Annotated in this window: 12 protein-coding genes; 6 read left to right on the top strand and 6 right to left on the bottom strand. The window is 70.1% G+C overall.

Annotated elements, in window-relative coordinates:
* Positions 1 to 60: 60 nt before the first annotated feature.
* Genes ACWCOV_RS17870 through ACWCOV_RS17860 form a run of 3 tightly spaced genes read right to left on the bottom strand, consistent with a single transcriptional unit; the run spans position 61 to position 2,845 of the window.
* Positions 61 to 540: a lipocalin-like domain-containing protein gene (locus ACWCOV_RS17870; protein ID WP_449830366.1), complete on the bottom strand. Its 480-nt coding sequence runs from the start codon at positions 538 to 540 to the stop codon at positions 61 to 63.
* Positions 541 to 584: 44 nt separating this feature from the next.
* A complete protein-coding gene (locus tag ACWCOV_RS17865; RefSeq protein ID WP_449830365.1) occupies positions 585 to 1,823 on the bottom strand; it encodes a multidrug effflux MFS transporter in 1,239 nt (412 codons plus the stop codon).
* On the bottom strand, positions 1,820 to 2,845 hold the full coding sequence (locus ACWCOV_RS17860) for a zinc-dependent alcohol dehydrogenase family protein (RefSeq protein ID WP_449830364.1): 1,026 nt from the start codon (positions 2,843 to 2,845) through the stop codon (positions 1,820 to 1,822). The genes ACWCOV_RS17865 and ACWCOV_RS17860 overlap by 4 nt, the downstream gene beginning before the upstream one ends.
* 137 nt (positions 2,846 to 2,982) lie before the next feature.
* Here ACWCOV_RS17860 and ACWCOV_RS17855 point away from each other — a divergent pair, with 137 nt between their 5' ends.
* A complete protein-coding gene (locus ACWCOV_RS17855) occupies positions 2,983 to 3,861 on the top strand; it encodes a helix-turn-helix transcriptional regulator (protein WP_449830363.1) in 879 nt (292 codons plus the stop codon).
* Positions 3,862 to 4,095: 234 nt separating this feature from the next.
* Positions 4,096 to 5,076, top strand: a complete 981-nt coding sequence (ligD, locus tag ACWCOV_RS17850) for a non-homologous end-joining DNA ligase (RefSeq protein WP_449830362.1) — start codon at positions 4,096 to 4,098, stop codon at positions 5,074 to 5,076.
* Positions 5,077 to 5,350: 274 nt separating this feature from the next.
* On the opposite strand, the gene ACWCOV_RS17845 is transcribed toward ligD, so the two are convergent.
* Complete coding sequence (locus tag ACWCOV_RS17845; RefSeq protein WP_449830361.1) at positions 5,351 to 8,662, bottom strand: hypothetical protein; 3,312 nt, start codon at positions 8,660 to 8,662, stop codon at positions 5,351 to 5,353.
* A 30-nt stretch (positions 8,663 to 8,692) separates the two neighbouring features.
* Positions 8,693 to 9,265 (bottom strand): TetR/AcrR family transcriptional regulator, encoded by a 573-nt coding sequence (locus ACWCOV_RS17840; protein WP_449830360.1) that lies wholly within the window; start codon positions 9,263 to 9,265, stop codon positions 8,693 to 8,695.
* A gap of 107 nt (positions 9,266 to 9,372) precedes the next feature.
* On the opposite strand from ACWCOV_RS17840, the gene ACWCOV_RS17835 reads away from it, so the two are divergent.
* A complete protein-coding gene (locus ACWCOV_RS17835) occupies positions 9,373 to 10,302 on the top strand; it encodes an alpha/beta hydrolase (RefSeq protein WP_449830359.1) in 930 nt (309 codons plus the stop codon).
* On the opposite strand, the gene mug is transcribed toward ACWCOV_RS17835, so the two are convergent.
* Positions 10,295 to 10,777, bottom strand: coding sequence for a G/U mismatch-specific DNA glycosylase (gene mug, locus ACWCOV_RS17830; protein ID WP_449830478.1), 483 nt, complete (start codon positions 10,775 to 10,777; stop codon positions 10,295 to 10,297). The two genes, ACWCOV_RS17835 and mug, sit on opposite strands and share 8 nt — an antisense overlap.
* Positions 10,778 to 10,831: 54 nt before the next feature.
* Between mug and ACWCOV_RS17825 the strand changes: the two genes are divergently transcribed.
* Genes ACWCOV_RS17825 through ACWCOV_RS17815 form a run of 3 tightly spaced genes read left to right on the top strand, consistent with a single transcriptional unit; the run spans position 10,832 to position 15,513 of the window.
* Positions 10,832 to 12,109 carry a serine hydrolase domain-containing protein gene (locus ACWCOV_RS17825; RefSeq protein ID WP_449830358.1) on the top strand — a complete coding sequence of 426 codons (1,278 nt, stop codon included), beginning with the start codon at positions 10,832 to 10,834 and terminating at the stop codon, positions 12,107 to 12,109.
* Between the two features lie 45 nt (positions 12,110 to 12,154).
* A complete protein-coding gene (locus tag ACWCOV_RS17820) occupies positions 12,155 to 13,552 on the top strand; it encodes a sigma 54-interacting transcriptional regulator (protein WP_449830357.1) in 1,398 nt (465 codons plus the stop codon).
* A 2-nt stretch (positions 13,553 to 13,554) separates the two neighbouring features.
* Positions 13,555 to 15,513: a vWA domain-containing protein gene (locus tag ACWCOV_RS17815; protein WP_449830356.1), complete on the top strand. Its 1,959-nt coding sequence runs from the start codon at positions 13,555 to 13,557 to the stop codon at positions 15,511 to 15,513.
* Positions 15,514 to 15,569: the final 56 nt, after the last annotated feature.

The following is a 15,569-nucleotide window of genomic DNA, read 5'->3' as shown; positions in this document are numbered from 1 at the left end:
TGTCTCGCCCTCGACCTCAACGACTGAGGTGGCCCCGCTGAACAGCGGGGCCACTTCCGGTCACACGCGTTCGTAGGTGACGCGCCAGCCTTCGGCGGGATCCGGTGGCGTGAGGACGAGCTTGTCGCCGTTCACCTCGAAGACGCGGGTCAGGCGCTGGCCGATGAGGTCGCGGACCAGCGATGACTCGACGGTCACATCGAACGTGCCGGCGGAGCGGTCGACGTCGAAGGTGCCGTAGAAGGCTTCGTAGCCGTTCAGTGTGTACGGCGTATCCGGGGCGTCGGTGTCGGGGTTCAGAGCCTGCACCGACATGGTGCCCGCCTTCGTGAACACGATCTGGCCGGAGTACGGCACAGGCTGGAGGTTGCCTTCGGTGCCGGCTTCCAACGAGGTCATGCGCCACGCGCCGATCAGCGCACCGGCGCCGCGATCGGCCTGGCTCTGCTGGGCGAACGGGGGCGCCAACACCAGGAGGGCAAGCGCAAGGGCAAGGGCGAGCGCCACCGGAAGCCGGGCGCTCTTGAGCTTCGTCGTCATGGTTAGTGAGTTCCTGTTCTTCAGGGGATTGGAGAGGACTGCCACTAGACGGGCGTCTGGTGCGGTCGGTGTCTCGCCACCGCTAGGAGGCCGATGATGGACGTGGCGGTGCCGGCGATCATCAGGGTGGCCATGGGGACGGCGGTGTGTTCTCCGCCTAGGCCGGCGAGCGGGGCGATGGTGCCGGCGGCGGTCCATTGGGCGAAGCCTTGGATCGCGGAGCCGGTGCCGGGATGGTCGGGTACGGCGGCCGACGCGAGCGCACCGCCGTTCGGGATGATCAGGCCTTGGGCGGTCATCAGGACGAAGAAGCAGATGACGGCCAGGATGAGCGGGGTGTCGAACCACAGGGCGCCGGTCAGCATCGCGAGACCCGCGGTGAGGGCGGCGAGCTGGCCGGTCAGGATGAGCTTGCGGGTGGATATGCGGCCGGCGAGACGGGCCGCGAGGAGGGCGGCGACGGTCATGCCGGCGGCGTTGGCGGCGAAGTCGATCGAGTAGGCAACCGGCGACAGGCCATTCATGGATTGCAGGACGAACGCCGACGTGGCGACGTAGGCGAAGAGCGCGCCCATGGCGGATCCGGCGACGATGACGTAGCCGACGTACTCGCGGTTGCCGAGGACGACTCGGCCTGCCGTGCCGAAGTTGCGCAGGCCACCACCGTGGCGGCGCTCGGGCGGGAGCGACTCGGGTACGGCGACCAGGACGGCCACGATCATGGCGACGCCGAGGCCGGCGACCGCCCAGAACGAGACGCGCCAGTGTGACAGCTGCAGGATGACGGCGCCGAGGAGCGGGCCGACGATCGGGGCGATGCCGCCGACGGCGGCGATCACGTTGATGACACGGACGAGTTGCGCGCCGCGGGCCAGGTCGACGATGACTGCCCGCCCGATCACCATGGCCCAGCCGCCGGCGAAGCCCTGCACGAACCGGGCCGCGGTCATCACCCCGATCGTGGGCGTCAGGGCGCACACGACCGAGGCGGCAGTCATCGCGAGAATCGCGGCGAGCAGCGGCCGGCGCCGGCCGCGCTGATCCGAGACCGGCCCGCCGACCAACTGCCCGAGTGCCATCCCGACGAAGAACGTCGTGAGCGTGAGCTGAACCTGGGTAGCCGTCGTGCTCAGCTCACCGGCGACCTGCGGGAAGGCCGGCACGTACATATCCGTCGCCAACGGCGCAATCGCAGTCAAGAACACCACGGTCGCCACCAGCCCGACCGTCAGCCGCGCCTCGGGTCGCACGACAGACTGCTGAGTCGCCGGCGCAGTGGTCATGGGCGGAGGAGGACCTTGATGGCCTTGCGGGTGTCCATGGCTTCGTAACCGGCGGCGGCCTCTTCGAGGGGGAGTTCGAGGTCGAAGACTCGGCCGGGGCGGATGGTGCGGTTCGAGATCCGGTCCATCAAGTCGGGGAGGTACTGGCGGACCGGGGCGGGGCCGCCGTGCAGGTGGACGTGGGAGAAGAACAGCTCGTCGCCGTTCAACGTGACGTCGTGGGTGACCCCGACGTACCCGATGTGACCGCCCGCGCGGGTGGAGCGAATCGCTTGCAGCATGGACTCCTGGGTGCCGACGGCCTCGATGACCGAATGCGCGCCCAGGCCGTTGGTCAGCGCCTTGATCTGCTCGACGCCCGCATCACCGCGTTCGGTGACGATGTCGGTGGCGCCGAACTCGAGCGCCAGCTTCTGACGGTCCGAGTGCCGGCTCATCGCGATGATCCGCTCGGCGCCGAGCTGCTGCGCAGCCATCACCCCGAGCAGCCCGACCGCCCCGTCACCCACGACGGCGACCGTCTTGCCCGGACCGACCTGAGCGGCGACAGCAGCGAACCAACCAGTGCCCAGTACGTCGGAAGCCGCCAGGAAATCCGGCACCAGGTCGGCGTCCGGGACCTCGGGAGTCGCGACCAGCGTCCCGTCGGCCAGCGGAACCCGCATCCGCTGCGACTGCGCGGCGCCGGACGTACCCAGGACCTCCCGGTTGACGCAGGACGTCTGGTACCCGGCCTGGCAGATTTCGCAGGTGTTGTCCGAGGCGAAGAACGACCCGACCACGAACTGCCCGGGCTTGACCGACGTCACCGCGGAGCCGACCGCCTCGACGATCCCGGCGTACTCGTGGCCCATCGTCATCGGCTGGTCGATCCTGTCCGCGCCGCGGTACGGCCACAGGTCCGACCCGCAGATACAGGTCGCCGACAGCCGGATGATCGCGTCGGTCGGCTTCAGGATGGCCGGCTCCGGCCGGTCCTCGACCCGGACCTCGCCCGGGGCGTACATCACGACACCACGCATCGGTGGAACTCTCCTTGCAGGAAGTGGGGACTTGCCGATTCCAGGGAACCCGGCCCCACCGCGAAGAGGGAGTCTCTGTCGTGAGGTGTACTGACAGGGCATCCCAGGCGGACGGAGAACGTCGTACTGTCGTTGCTGTGGACAATCGTGCCGAGGTCCGCGAGTTCCTGGTCTCGCGACGAGCCAAGGTCACCCCGCAGCAGGCGGGGCTGCCGGACGTGGGCTCGCGCCGAGTGCCGGGACTGCGCCGGGTCGAGGTGGCGGCGCTCGCGGGCGTGAGCGTCGAGTACTACTCCAAGCTCGAACGCGGCGCGCTCGGCGGTGTCTCCGCCTCCGTCCTCGACGCGATCGCCCGCGCGTTACAGCTCGACGACGCCGAACGGGCCCACCTGTTCCACCTGGCCCACGCAGCGGATGGCACCAGCGCCGGGATGCGCCCACGCCGCCGCGCCGGCAAGCGTTGGACCCCGCGGCCGAGCCTGCAGTGGGTGCTGGACAGGTTCACCGCGCCGGCGATCGTCCGCAACGGCCGGATGGATCTCCTGGCCTGCAACCACCTCGGCCGGGCGATGCACGAAGCGGTGTACCAGTCCGCGGCCGGCGCGCAGCCGAACTTCGCCAGGTTCACGTTCCTGGACCTGGACGCCGCCCGCGACTTCTATCCCGACTGGGACACCGCGGCCGACACCTGCGTCGCCATCCTGCGCACCGAAGCCGGCCGCGACCCGCACGACAAGGAGCTCCACGACCTGGTCGGTGAGTTGTCCACCCGCAGCGAGGACTTCCGGCGCCTCTGGAGTGCCCACAACGTCCGCCAGCACGGCGCGGGCACGAAGCGCTTCCACCACCACGACGTGGGCGACCTGGAGCTTGCCTACGAGAGCGTCGACATGATCTCCGACCCTGGCTTGACGCTCACTTTGTACGCCGCCGAGCCCGGCTCACCCACGGCCCAAGCCCTCGACCTGCTCGCCTCCTGGGCGACCCCGACCACCTCGGCACACCCTGCGAAATAGGCGCGCGGGCCGGCCGGCGCAGCTGCCAGGCCGGCGCTCGCCGTTCGCGTGACCGCAGTGTTTCCGGCGGATTTGTTTGGGCTGAGCTCTTGACCTGACCCCGCGCGGTTGTCCGATTGTTGACAACCTCTGAGTGGACGCGGGAGGACGAGATCGCGCTGAACCCGCAAACGGTCGAGCCGGGAGGGGATGTTGTGGTTCTCGATGCACTCCTGCGGCTTCTAAGCTCGGGGGATGGCGAGGAAGCCGGACGAGACGCGTGACGGGGTTGACCTGACCAACCTGGACCAGCCGTTGTTCGACGGCGCGGACGCGACCAAGCGGGATCTGGTCGACTACCTGGACGCCGTACACCAGCGGATCCTGCCGGAGCTGCGGGAGCGGCCGCTGTCGGTCATCCGGATCCGGCCGGGGCAGCCGGCCTTCATGCAGAAGAACGTGCCGAAGTACACGCCCGAGTGGGTGAAGACGGTGTCGGTGTGGGCGGAGGCGTCCAAGCGGGAGGTGTCGTACGCGTTGTGCGACGACCGGCGGACGCTGCTGTGGTTCGCCAACCAGCGGGCGGTCGAGTACCACCCGACGCTGATGCGCGCCGAACGCTGGGACCGGGTGACGCATCTGGTGCTGGACCTGGATCCGCCGGAGGGAGAGACGTTCGCGATGGCGGTCCAGGCGGCGTTCCTGGTCCGGCAGGCGCTGACCGACTCCGGGCTGGCCGGGGCGGTCAAGACGAGCGGGGCCAAGGGGGTGCACGTCTTCGTGCCGATCGACGAGTCGGTGTCGATCGAGGACGCGGCGGCCGCGACCCGGGCGATCGCGGCCCGGGCCGAGCGGGTCGACCCGGAGGTCGCGACGACGGCGTACATCAAGGAGGACCGGCACGGGAAGGTGTTCGTCGACTCGACCCGCTCGGGTGGTGCGACGGTGGTCGCCGCGTACAGCCCGCGGGTCCGGCCTGGTACGCCGGTGTCGTTCCCGGTCGGCTGGGACGACCTGGACCGGGTCACACCGCGGGACTTCACCGTCCGGACGGCACCGGATCTGTTGGGCGACGCCGACCGGTGGGCCGACCAGTTGCCTGCTCCCCAAACCCTCCCCGAAGACTTGCTGGAGGAGGGCCGCGCCATCCCGATCGCCCGGGTAGCCGCCATGCACGAAGGCAAACGCCGCAAACGCGCCAAGGAAGCCGCCGAGAAAGAAGCAAGCGAGGGCTAACCGGCGAGCTGGGGCTGGGCATTCTGGCGTGGGGGAGCCCAGCCCGGGTGGGGTGAGGCGAGCCGGGCGGGGTGGGGCGAGCAAGGCGGGGTGGGACGAGCCCAGCCCCGCCTGGGGTGAGGCGAGCCCGGCGGGGTGGAGCGAGTCCGGCGGGTGGGCGAGCTCAGCCCGGGTGGGGCGAACCCGGCGGGTGGGGCGGGCTCAGCCCGGCTGGAGTGAGGCGAGCCCAGCCCGGCGGGGTGGGGCGAGCAAGGCGGAGCCGTGAGGCTGTGCGTTAGTTCTCGGGGGCGGTTGTCAGGTCTAGGGCTTGGTGGCGGATGGCGGGGTGGGGGTGGTTGCGGAGGGCAATCAAGACCTGGCGCCACTCGGTGGGCCAGCCGGTGCGGGGGCCGGCGGCGCGGAGGAGGGCGTGGGCCAGGATGCCTGCGGCCGCGTCGGCGGACGCTGCCAGCGACTCGGCCGTGGGGTGGAGCTCCTGGGGGGTCCAGGCGGATTCGGTGGCGGACAGGCGGTTGTAGAGGAGGTCGGCTGCTGACAATGCTGCGATTGGATTGTCGACAATCGCCTGGTGAAGGGTCGCGAGTTGCTGGGGGAGCTGGTCGGGCTGGAGAGAGGTGACCAGCAGTTGTAGGTGCAGGTGGTGGAAGTCCGGGGCGGTCAGCTCGGCGGCTACCTGCTTGAGGCGTTGGCGGACCTGAGCTGAGCGGCCGCCGAAGTGGGCTGTCAGCTGGTTGACCAGGCGGGTGAGGCGCTGGCGGGCGGGGTGGTCGCGGTCCGGGGTTGCGTTGGGGAGGTCGGGCGCGGCTTCCAGGCGGACGAGGAGACGGACCGCCTCGAGCAGCTCGTCGAGACCGTCCGACGGATTCGTGGCGACGATGGAAACGAGCGACGTGAGTGCGTCACTCCAGATCCGGCTGCGGATGGACAGGTCGCTGACGAAGTCGGCGCACACCCGAGCGGCCGCGCGGTTGTAGCGTGCCCACTGCCGCAACGCGAGCAGCGCCGGCCCAACGACGTCCGGCTCGCTCCTGGTCGTCACCGCGATCAACAGGTCCGCATACCGCCCCCGATACACCAGCGGTACGTCGTACGCCCGCCGCTCGGTCAGCACCACAGCCGTAGCGGCGGAGTCGTGCACCGCCTGCTCCAGCACGGCCCATGCGGCCGGGTCATACAGCAGGTACTGCGCCATCGTGCTGGCGATCGCCGCCCGCACATCCCGATGTGCAGGCGCCCAAGCCTCAGTCAGTACGGCGCCCGCGCCAGGTGCACGCAGTTCGCCCAGCATCCGCACCGCCGCCTTCCGCGACGTGATCTTCGCGCCGGAACCCGCCAGCACGGGCTGCAGCAGACCGGGCAGCAGACTCGGCCGCACGTACCGTGCAGCACGCGCCGCCGCGTACACAGCGACCCGGGCACGGTCATCACCTGCATGTGAGAGCAGCACCGGCAGTGCACGGTCAGGCCGAGCGGACCACGCCAACCCCGCGAGAGCAGCCTCCTGCAACAACACCTCGTCACTGCCGAGGAACTCGCCCAGAGCAGCACCCGGGACCCGACCGAGCGATCGCACCGCCAGCGCCCGGTACCACTCGTGCATCCGCTCGTCCCGAGCCGCCGCGACGAGAAGTTCGCCGTACCGGGCCTGCTGGCGCGGCAGCCACGTGCGCAGTGCGTAGTCCGGCACCTGCCACGACGTGCTGTTGCGGTCGAAGCGCCGGATGCGGTCCGCAGCAGCGAGCACGGGGTCGAGCAGGTCGGTGTAGATCTCGGTCACGATCCACCACACCGGATGGAAGCGAGCCATTGTGACATCGCGGTCGATGATCTGCCGGACCCGCTCGGACCGGGTCGGCAGCGGATCGAGCCAGTACCGGCAGGCCTGGTCGACGGTGGACTCGTTGTCCGACCAGACTGCCTGCTCCAGAACCCCGTGCAGATGCTCCAGCGACCAACCGCGCCGCCCCAACGCCGCAGCCACCGTGAACGCAAGCATGTACTCGTCCCGCTTCGCGGCAGCCTCGATGGCCGGCCGCAGAGCGTCGTACACGGAGGTCTCCCGGCCGCGTGGGAGATTGTCGACCAGCCGGTCCAGGTCGATCCGGCCGCGGTTGTCTGTCAGCCGGGCATGAGCCTGCAGACCCCAGTCCAGCAAGGCAGAATAGTTGCCGAGGGCACCTTGTACGACGGCGTGCTCGGCGAGACTGGTGAGAGCACGCCGCGTCGCCCACGACGTGTCGCGGGCGTTCAGCGCGTCGGTGAGCAGCGTCTCCAGCGGACCCGTCAGCGGATCCGTGAAGAGCGTCGGTGACACCCCGGCCGCGGCCTGGAGGACGGCGCAACGCACCGGGTCCTTGTCGTTCCGGACCTGCTCAGCGGACCAGCTCAAAGCCCGCACGACCAGCTCCGGCGCCCTCGAATGACCAGCCGACCGGACAATCGACCGGTAGACCGCCGACCGCGCCCCGGCATCGGGAGCGCGCACCTCGGACTCGAGGAGCACGAACGCCTCGTCGTAGGGCAGATAGCTACTGATGCCGCGACGCACCGAGTCGTCCGCGCGGACGAGCGGCAGCGCCAGCATCCGGCGCGCCTGCTCGACCCGCACCCGGTGCGGCAGTACCTGGAGCAGATCATCGCCGAGCACAGTCTGCCCGAGCTCGACGTCCTTCGTGACCGCTTCGAAGATCGTCGTACGGCGGGACGGCGCGAGGTCGGCCAGCAGCCCGGCCAGGTCCGGCCAGACGAGTCGGCCAAGCGCGGCCAGCTCGTCATCCGAGTACCGGTGCAACCGGCGACGGAACCCGGGAGTCAGCGCCTTCCAAACCACGGCCTGCCGGTCCGGCGCAAGCAGCAGAGCAAGCACACCAGCCGGGTCGTGATCGGCCAGCCGCCCGAGGATGTCGAGTACGGCGACCGGCAGCTCATGCGTCGGAATCGCCTGCTTGATCAGGGCGAGCACCGCATCCGGGTCGTGCTTCAGCGCCGCGGTGACACCGTGCCCGACCCCGTCCCACCACTCGTCCCGGTCCTCACCCGCGGGGAGCGTCTGCGCCGCGAAGGCCAGCACCTCGTCGGGGTGCTGCCTGGCCAGACCACGCCAGCCGGCCGGCGTCACGCAGTACGCCAGCTCAGGCAGCAAACGAGCCACGGTCGCCCGAGAGGTGGCTTCCAGCAGGCCGACCGCGGCCACGTCACCCCACCGCGCCCGGTGCTCGTCGATCAGCCGATTGGCGAGGTGCTCTCGACGCGTGCGTCTTACCAGGGCCACCAGCTTCGACCGCAGTGCCGCGGGTGCGTCGTCGTACAGGATCCGGAGGTCGTCGTCCGACACCGGCACGCCCCGCCAGACCGCAGCCAGCGCGCGCGACTGCACAGCCGGCTCCGGGTCGCGGAGACGCCGAGTCACGTACGACGTGTCCCGGACGACCTCGGCGATCTGGATGCCGACGATCCGCTCGAACGCGTCGCCCCGGCCCAGCTCGTCGAGCAGGCCGCTCAGCTCCTGCGCCCGGTCGGCGACGTACCGCACCCGTTGCCCGTGCGAGAGGCCGTCGATCGATCGCAGTAGGTCACTCGCACGCATGCGCCCAATCCTGCCGAGCGCGGGTGTCAATCAGCGCGGCAGGGTGGCGTCGAGCAGCAGGACGGCGGCTTCGCGAGCGCGGATCGCGGGATCCGGGGAGCCGGAGATCGCGGAGCGGGTGATGGCGCCCTCGCTGAGCAGGATGAGGTGGTCGGCGAGGCGCTCCGGGTCGGGTGCGCCGGCAGCTGTGGACAGCTGGGTCAGCGCCTGGCGGAAGCCCTCCTTGTGTTCCAGCGCGAGCTCCGCGACCCGGGGTGAGACGGTGCCGAGCTCGCCGAAGGAGTTGATGAACGCGCAGCCGCGGTAGTCGCGCTGCCGGAACCAGTCGTCCAGGAAGTCGAACACGGCCAGGATCCGGTCCCGCGGATCGGTCGCCGCGTCGACGTGCTCGGCGAGCATCGACTTCCACAGCGCGTCGCGGCGGTCCAGGTACGCCTCGATCAGGGCGTCCTTGGACGGGAACAGCTGGTAGAGCCGTTTCAGCGAGACGCCGGACGCGGTCCGGATCGCGTCCATCCCGACCGCCTGGACGCCGCGCTCGTAGAACAACTCGTCCGCCGCATCCAGCACCTGCCGCTGCGCGGTCGCCGTGTCGATCGCCATCCACCAACCTCCGAGTGACCCGCGCCACCTTGCGCGGAGAACCATCGTTCTCCTAGAGTACAGGACATCGAGAGAACGTCCGTTCTCCGCTGTCGAAGGAGACCAAGATGACCGTGCTGGAGCCCGCTGCCCAGGCCTTCGCCGATGCGACCGCCAAGCCCCCGTTCCTGTTCCAGCTGGCCCCCGAGGAGGGCCGCAAGCTGGTCGACGAGGTGCAGACCACCGACTACCCGAAGCTCGAGGTCGACGAGGAGTGGGTGACCGCGGCCGACGGCACCAAGGCCCGCGTCGTCAAGCCCGCCGGCGAGACCGGCGTGCTGCCCGTCATCCTCTACATCCACGGCGCCGGCTGGGTGTTCGGCAACGCGCACACCCACGACCGCCTGGTCCGCGAGCTCGCCGTCGGCGCGGGCGCGGCCGTGGTGTTCCCGGAGTACGACCGGTCGCCCGAGGTCCGCTACCCGCATGCGCTCGAGCAGAACTACGCGGTCGCGCGCTGGATCATCGCTTCGGGCAAGGATCACGGCCTGGACGCGAACCGGCTGGCGATCGCGGGCGACTCGGTCGGCGGCAACATGACCGCCGCGGTGACGCTGCTCGCCAAGGAGCGCGGTGACGTGAGGTTCGTCCAGCAGGTGCTGTTCTACCCGGTCACGGACGCGTCGTTCGACACCGGCTCCTACAAGCAGTTCGCCGAGGGCTACTTCCTGATGCGGGAAGGCATGAAGTGGTTCTGGGACCAGTACACGACCGACGAGCAGGAGCGGAACCAGATCACGGCGTCCCCGCTGCGCGCCACCACCGAGCAGCTGGCCGGCCTGCCGCCGGCGCTGGTGATCACCGGTGAGGCCGACGTGCTGCGCGACGAGGGTGAGGCGTACGCCGCCAAGCTGCTCGAGGCCGGCGTCCCGACGACCGCCGTACGGTTCGCCGCGATCATCCACGACTTCGTCATGCTGGACGCGCTCCGCGACACCTACGCGGCCAACGCCGCCATCAACCTGGCGATCTCGACCCTGCGGACGGCGCTCAACTGACCCGCTCGAGCTCCGCGAAGGCGGCCGCGAGCTTGGGCAGCGTGTAGTGCGCGTTCAGGCCGCTCGGGTTCGGCAGGATCCAGACCCGGGTGTCGCCGATCAGGCGGTCCTGTTTGCCGATCCGCGCCGTACGCTCACCGAAGGCGTCCCGGTACGCCGTGACGCCGACGACGGCCAGCCACTCCGGCTGGTAGGTGAGAACCTTGGCGACCAGGTTCTCCCCGCCGGCGACGTACTCCGCGCGGGTCAGCTCATCGGCCCGCGCGGACGGACGGTCCACGACGTTCGTGATCCCGAGCCGATAGTTCAGCAGCTCACGCTGCTCGGCCGGCTTCAGCTGCCGAGGCGTGAAGCCGCTGAGGTGCAACGCCGGCCAGAACCTGTTGCCCGGCCGCGCAAAGTGATGCCCGGTCTCCGCGGACATCAACCCAGGATTGATTCCACAGAACAGCACCCGCAACCCGCTGTCGATCACATCCGCGATCCCTTGCACAGTTGCCACCCTAACCGGCTGACGTAGGTTTGCCGTATGGCTGACTGGGCTGGGCGGTTGCGGGAGTTGGCGGAGGCGGCGGCGGTTCCGGGGGCGGTGCTCGGGATCTGGCAGGACGGGGGGACGACGATTGCGCCGTACGGCGTGCTGAATGCGGCGACCGGGGTCGAGACGACTGCGGACTCGGTGTTCCAGATGGGGTCGATCAGCAAGCCGTGGACGGCGACGATGATCGTGCAGCTCGCCGCCGAGGATCGGCTGCGGCTGGACGACCCGGTGGTGAAGCTGTTGCCTGAGGCACCAATCGATCCGCGGGTCACCGTCCGGCAGCTGCTCACGCACACCAGCGGGATCGACGGCGACGTCTTCACCGACACCGGCCGCGGTGACGACTGCCTGGCGAAGTACGTCGACCTGCTCCGCGACGTGGACAGCCTGTTCGAGCCCGGTACGGCGTACTCCTACTGCAACGCCGGATTCGTGCTGCTGGGCCGGATCGTCGAGGTCCTCGACGGGCGGACCTGGGACGAGTCGCTCAAGGCCCGGCTGATCGAGCCGCTCGGGCTGACGCACACGGTGACGTTGCCGGAGGAGGCGATCCTGCACCGGGCGGCCCGCGGGCACCTGCTGACCGACGGGTCCCCGGTCAAGACCTGGCAGCTTCCCCGCAGCATCGGTCCGGCCGGCCTGATCACGCAGAGTGCGGGCGACCTGCTCGAGTTCGCCCGGATGCACCTGACCGACGAGCGGTACGCCGCGATGCAGGAGCCGCAGGTCCCGGGCGCCGGCGGGATCGGTGGCTTCACCGACCTCGGCCTGGCCTGGCGGATCTACGACTGGGGCGGCCGCACCTTGTTCGGCCACGACGGTACGACGATCTCGCAGCTGGCGTTCCTGCGGATCGACCCCGAGGCCCGGCTCGTGATGTGCCTGCTGACCAACTCGGGCAACGGCACCAGTCTGTTCGAGCCGCTCGCGTCCGAAGTCTTCACCCACTACGTCGGCGTCGCGCACCCGCGGTCGCCGGAACCGATCGACGTACCGATCGACGATCGCCACGTCGGCCGGTACGAGCGCGCCAGCGTCCGGCTGGACGTAGTACGGCGTGACGACTTCCTGGTGATGACCTACCAGGCCACGGGGAACCGGCTGGCGTTCTCGGAGGACCCGGTGCACGAGTACGAGCTGCGACCGACGGCGCCCGCGGACGGCGACCACTTCGTCACCCGGGAGTCCGCGACGCACCCGTGGGTCCCGGTCACCTTCACCCCCACCCACGTCTTCACGTCCGGCCGGGTTACCCCCAGGCGGTGAGATAAACCGTGTGCGGTTTGGGGTGACCGAGCTAACGTCTTCAGGGTGACTAGCGCACCTGCTGAACTGCCCCGTAAGGCCGGTGACCTCCGGGCCGCCGGGTATCTACCACGGTCGATCAAGGCCGAGATTCGTGACAACCTCCTGAAAGAGCTCCGGGCCGGGCGGGACCCGTGGCCCGGGATCGTCGGATTCACCCGGACGGTGATTCCGCAACTCGAACGCGCCCTGCTCGCGGGGCATGACGTCGTACTGCTGGGTGAGCGTGGCCAGGGCAAGACCCGGCTGCTGCGCACCCTGGTGGGCCTGCTCGACGAGTGGACCCCAGTGATCGAGGGGGCGGAGCTGCCTGAGCACCCGCTCGACCCGATCACGCCCGAGTCGAGGCGCCGGGCCGCCGAGCTCGGTGACGACCTGCCGGTCGCGTGGCTGCATCGCGACCTGAGGTACGCCGAGAAGCTCGCGACCCCGGACACGTCGGTCGGCGACCTGATCGGCGACGTGGACCCGGTGAAGGTGGCGGAGGGCCGCAGCCTGGGTGATCCGGAGACCATCCACTTCGGCCTGGTCCCGCGGTCGCACCGCGGGATCGTCGCGATCAACGAGCTGCCGGACCTGGCCGAGCGGATCCAGGTCGCGCTGCTGAACGTGATGGAGGAGCGTGACATCCAGGTCCGTGGGTACACGCTGCGGCTGCCGCTCGACGTGTTGCTGGTGGCAACGGCCAACCCGGAGGACTACACCAACCGGGGCCGGATCATCACGCCGCTGAAGGACCGGTTCGGGGCCGAGGTCCGGACCCACTACCCGCTCGACATCGACGCCGAGGTGGACGTGATCCGGCAGGAGGCCGAGTTCACTGCCGAGGTCGGCGAGCCGCTGCTGGAGGTGCTGGCGCGGTTCGTCCGGCACCTGCGGGATTCGAACGCGATCGACCAGCGGTCGGGCGTGTCGGCCCGGTTCGCGGTGGCCGCGGCCGAGACGATCGCCGCGGCCGCGTTGCGCCGCAGTGCGATCACCGGCGAGGAGCCGGCGGTTGCGCGTCCGGTCGATCTGGAGGCGGTGCCCGCCGTCCTGCGGGGCAAGCTCGAGTTCGAGCCCGGCGAGGAAGGGCGCGAGATCGAGCTGCTCGAGTACCTGCTGCGTCGCTCGGTGGCGGACACCGCGCGGGAGCGGTTCGCCGGTCTCGACCTCAGCCCGCTGGCCCACGCTGTTGCCGACGGCAACATGGTGACGACGGGTGAACGGGTGCCGGGCCGGGACGTGCTCGCGGCGTTGCCCGAGCTGCCGGTGCTGCATGACGTGGCTGCCCGGGCCGGCGTGGACCCGGACGAGTCGCCCGGCCGGATCGCCGCCGCAGTCGAGCTCGCTCTGGAGGCGCTCTACCTCTCGAAACGGCTGGCCAAAGACGCCGACAACGACACCACGGTATACGGAGCCTGATCGTGACCGCGTCGATTCCAGAGGGCTGGTCGTACGGGCCGTGGCACGACGGTCCGGATCCGCTCGCCGCGCCGGTGGACCTGCGCGACGCGCTGGACGAGATCGGCCGGGACGTGATGAACGGCTCGTCGCCACGGTCCGCGCTGGAGGAGATGCTCCGGCGCGGCACCCGGAGTACGCAAGGCCTGGACGATCTCACCCGCCGGCTGTGGGAGCGCCGCCGCGAGATCCAGCGGCGGCACAACCTCGACGGCACGTTGCGCGACGTCCAGCGGCTGCTCGACGAGGCGCTCGAGGCCGAGCGTCGGGAGCTGTTCCCGAACCCGTCCGACGACGCCCGCTTCAAGGAGGCCGAGCTCGACGCGCTTCCGTCCGGGACGGCGGCCGCCGTACGGGAGCTCGCCAACTACCAGTGGGAGTCGTCGGAGGCGCGGCAGAAGTACGAGCAGATCCGGGAGCTGCTCGGCAAGGAGCTGCTCGGCGCGCGGTTCGAGGGCATGAAGGAGGCGTTGCAGCAGACCACTCCGGAGGACGTTGCCCGGATCAACGAGATGCTGACCGACCTGAACGCGTTGCTCGCCGCGCACGCGCAGGGCCGGCCGGACGTCCCGCAGCTGTTCGACGAGTTCATGGCCAAGCACGGCGAGTTCTTCCCGGAGAATCCGCGGGACGTCGACGAGCTGATCGACGTCCTCGCACAGCGGGCGGCCGCGGCGCAGCGGATGCTGAACTCGATGACGCCTGAGCAGCGGGCCGAGTTGATGGAGCTGTCGCAGCAGGCGTTCGGCAGTCCGCAGCTCGCCCAGCAGCTGGCGCAGCTGGACTCCCAGCTGCAGGCGCTTCGGCCGGGGGAGGACTGGAGCGGCTCGAACCAGATGAGTGGTGACGATCCGCTCGGCCTCGCCGAGGGCGCGCGGGCGATGTCGGATCTGGCCGAGCTGGACGCGTTGGCCGAGCAGCTCGCGCAGTCCTACCCGGGTGCGCGGCTCGAGGACATCGACCTGGATGCGCTCACTCGGCAGCTCGGCGACGAGGCGACGGTCGACGCGCGTCGGCTGACCGAGCTCGAGCGGCAGCTTCGCGACCAGGGATTGCTGGAGCGGGCGCCGGACGGTTCGCTGCGGTTGTCGCCGAAGGCCTTGCGGCAACTCGGTCAGACCGCGCTGGCCGACGTACTGCGGAGTGCTCGGGGCTCGGGTGAGCGGGACGCGGCGAACGCCGGCGCGGCCGGTGAGCTGAGCGGATCGTCGCGGCCATGGGAGTTCGGTGACACGCAGCCGTGGGACGTGCCGCGGACGGTGCGGAACGCCGTACTGCGGACTGCTTCACGGAGCGGGTCGGTCAAGCTCGACGTGTCGGACGTGGAGATTGCCGAGACCGAGCACCGGGCCCGGGCCGCGGTCGCGTTGCTGGTGGACACCTCGTGGTCGATGGTGCAGGAGGGCCGTTGGCTGCCGATGAAGCGGACGGCGCTCGCGCTGCACCAGCTCATCTCGACCCGCTACCGCAACGACGCACTCCAGCTGATCACCTTCGGACGGTACGCCGGAGTCGTCGAGCTACCGCAGTTGATCGGGATGGAAGGCACCTGGGAGCAGGGGACGAACGCGCACCACGCCCTGCTGCTGGCCGGCCGTCATCTGCGTCGTCATCCCGATGCGCAGCCGGTCGTGCTGATGGTGACCGACGGCGAGCCGACGGCGCATCTCGAACCGGACGGCACGGCCGAGTTCTCCTACCCGCCCGAACCGGCCACCCTGCGCAAGACGATCTTCGAGGTCGACCGGCTCGCCAAGCTCGGCGCCTCGCTGACCGTCTTCCGCCTCGGCGAGGACCCGCGCCTCAACGCCTTCGTCGATCTCCTGGCCCGCCGCAGCGGCGGCCGCGTCCTCGCTCCCGACCCCGACGGCCTCGGCGCCGCCGTCGTCGGCGACTACCTCCGGACCCGCCGCAAGCTCTAGATGTACTCGGCCGGGAGGTTGGTGACGGTGGGGTTGGTGGGTTGACGTGGGGAAGA

The sequence above is a fragment of the Kribbella sp. NPDC002412 genome, from assembly GCF_053592935.1.
This window is presented reverse-complemented; position numbering and strand designations above follow the sequence as displayed.

What these genes read in the sequence shown, in the direction of transcription:
- ACWCOV_RS17870 (WP_449830366.1), bottom strand. Translation starts at nt 540, where the DNA reads ATGACGACGAAGCTCAAGAGCGCCCGGCTTCCGGTGGCGCTCGCCCTT.
- ACWCOV_RS17865 (WP_449830365.1), bottom strand. Translation starts at nt 1,823, where the DNA reads ATGACCACTGCGCCGGCGACTCAGCAGTCTGTCGTGCGACCCGAGGCG.
- ACWCOV_RS17860 (WP_449830364.1), bottom strand. Translation starts at nt 2,845, where the DNA reads ATGCGTGGTGTCGTGATGTACGCCCCGGGCGAGGTCCGGGTCGAGGAC.
- ligD (WP_449830362.1), top strand. Translation starts at nt 4,096, where the DNA reads ATGGCGAGGAAGCCGGACGAGACGCGTGACGGGGTTGACCTGACCAAC.
- ACWCOV_RS17845 (WP_449830361.1), bottom strand. Translation starts at nt 8,662, where the DNA reads ATGCGTGCGAGTGACCTACTGCGATCGATCGACGGCCTCTCGCACGGG.
- ACWCOV_RS17840 (WP_449830360.1), bottom strand. Translation starts at nt 9,265, where the DNA reads ATGGCGATCGACACGGCGACCGCGCAGCGGCAGGTGCTGGATGCGGCG.
- ACWCOV_RS17835 (WP_449830359.1), top strand. Translation starts at nt 9,373, where the DNA reads ATGACCGTGCTGGAGCCCGCTGCCCAGGCCTTCGCCGATGCGACCGCC.
- ACWCOV_RS17825 (WP_449830358.1), top strand. Translation starts at nt 10,832, where the DNA reads ATGGCTGACTGGGCTGGGCGGTTGCGGGAGTTGGCGGAGGCGGCGGCG.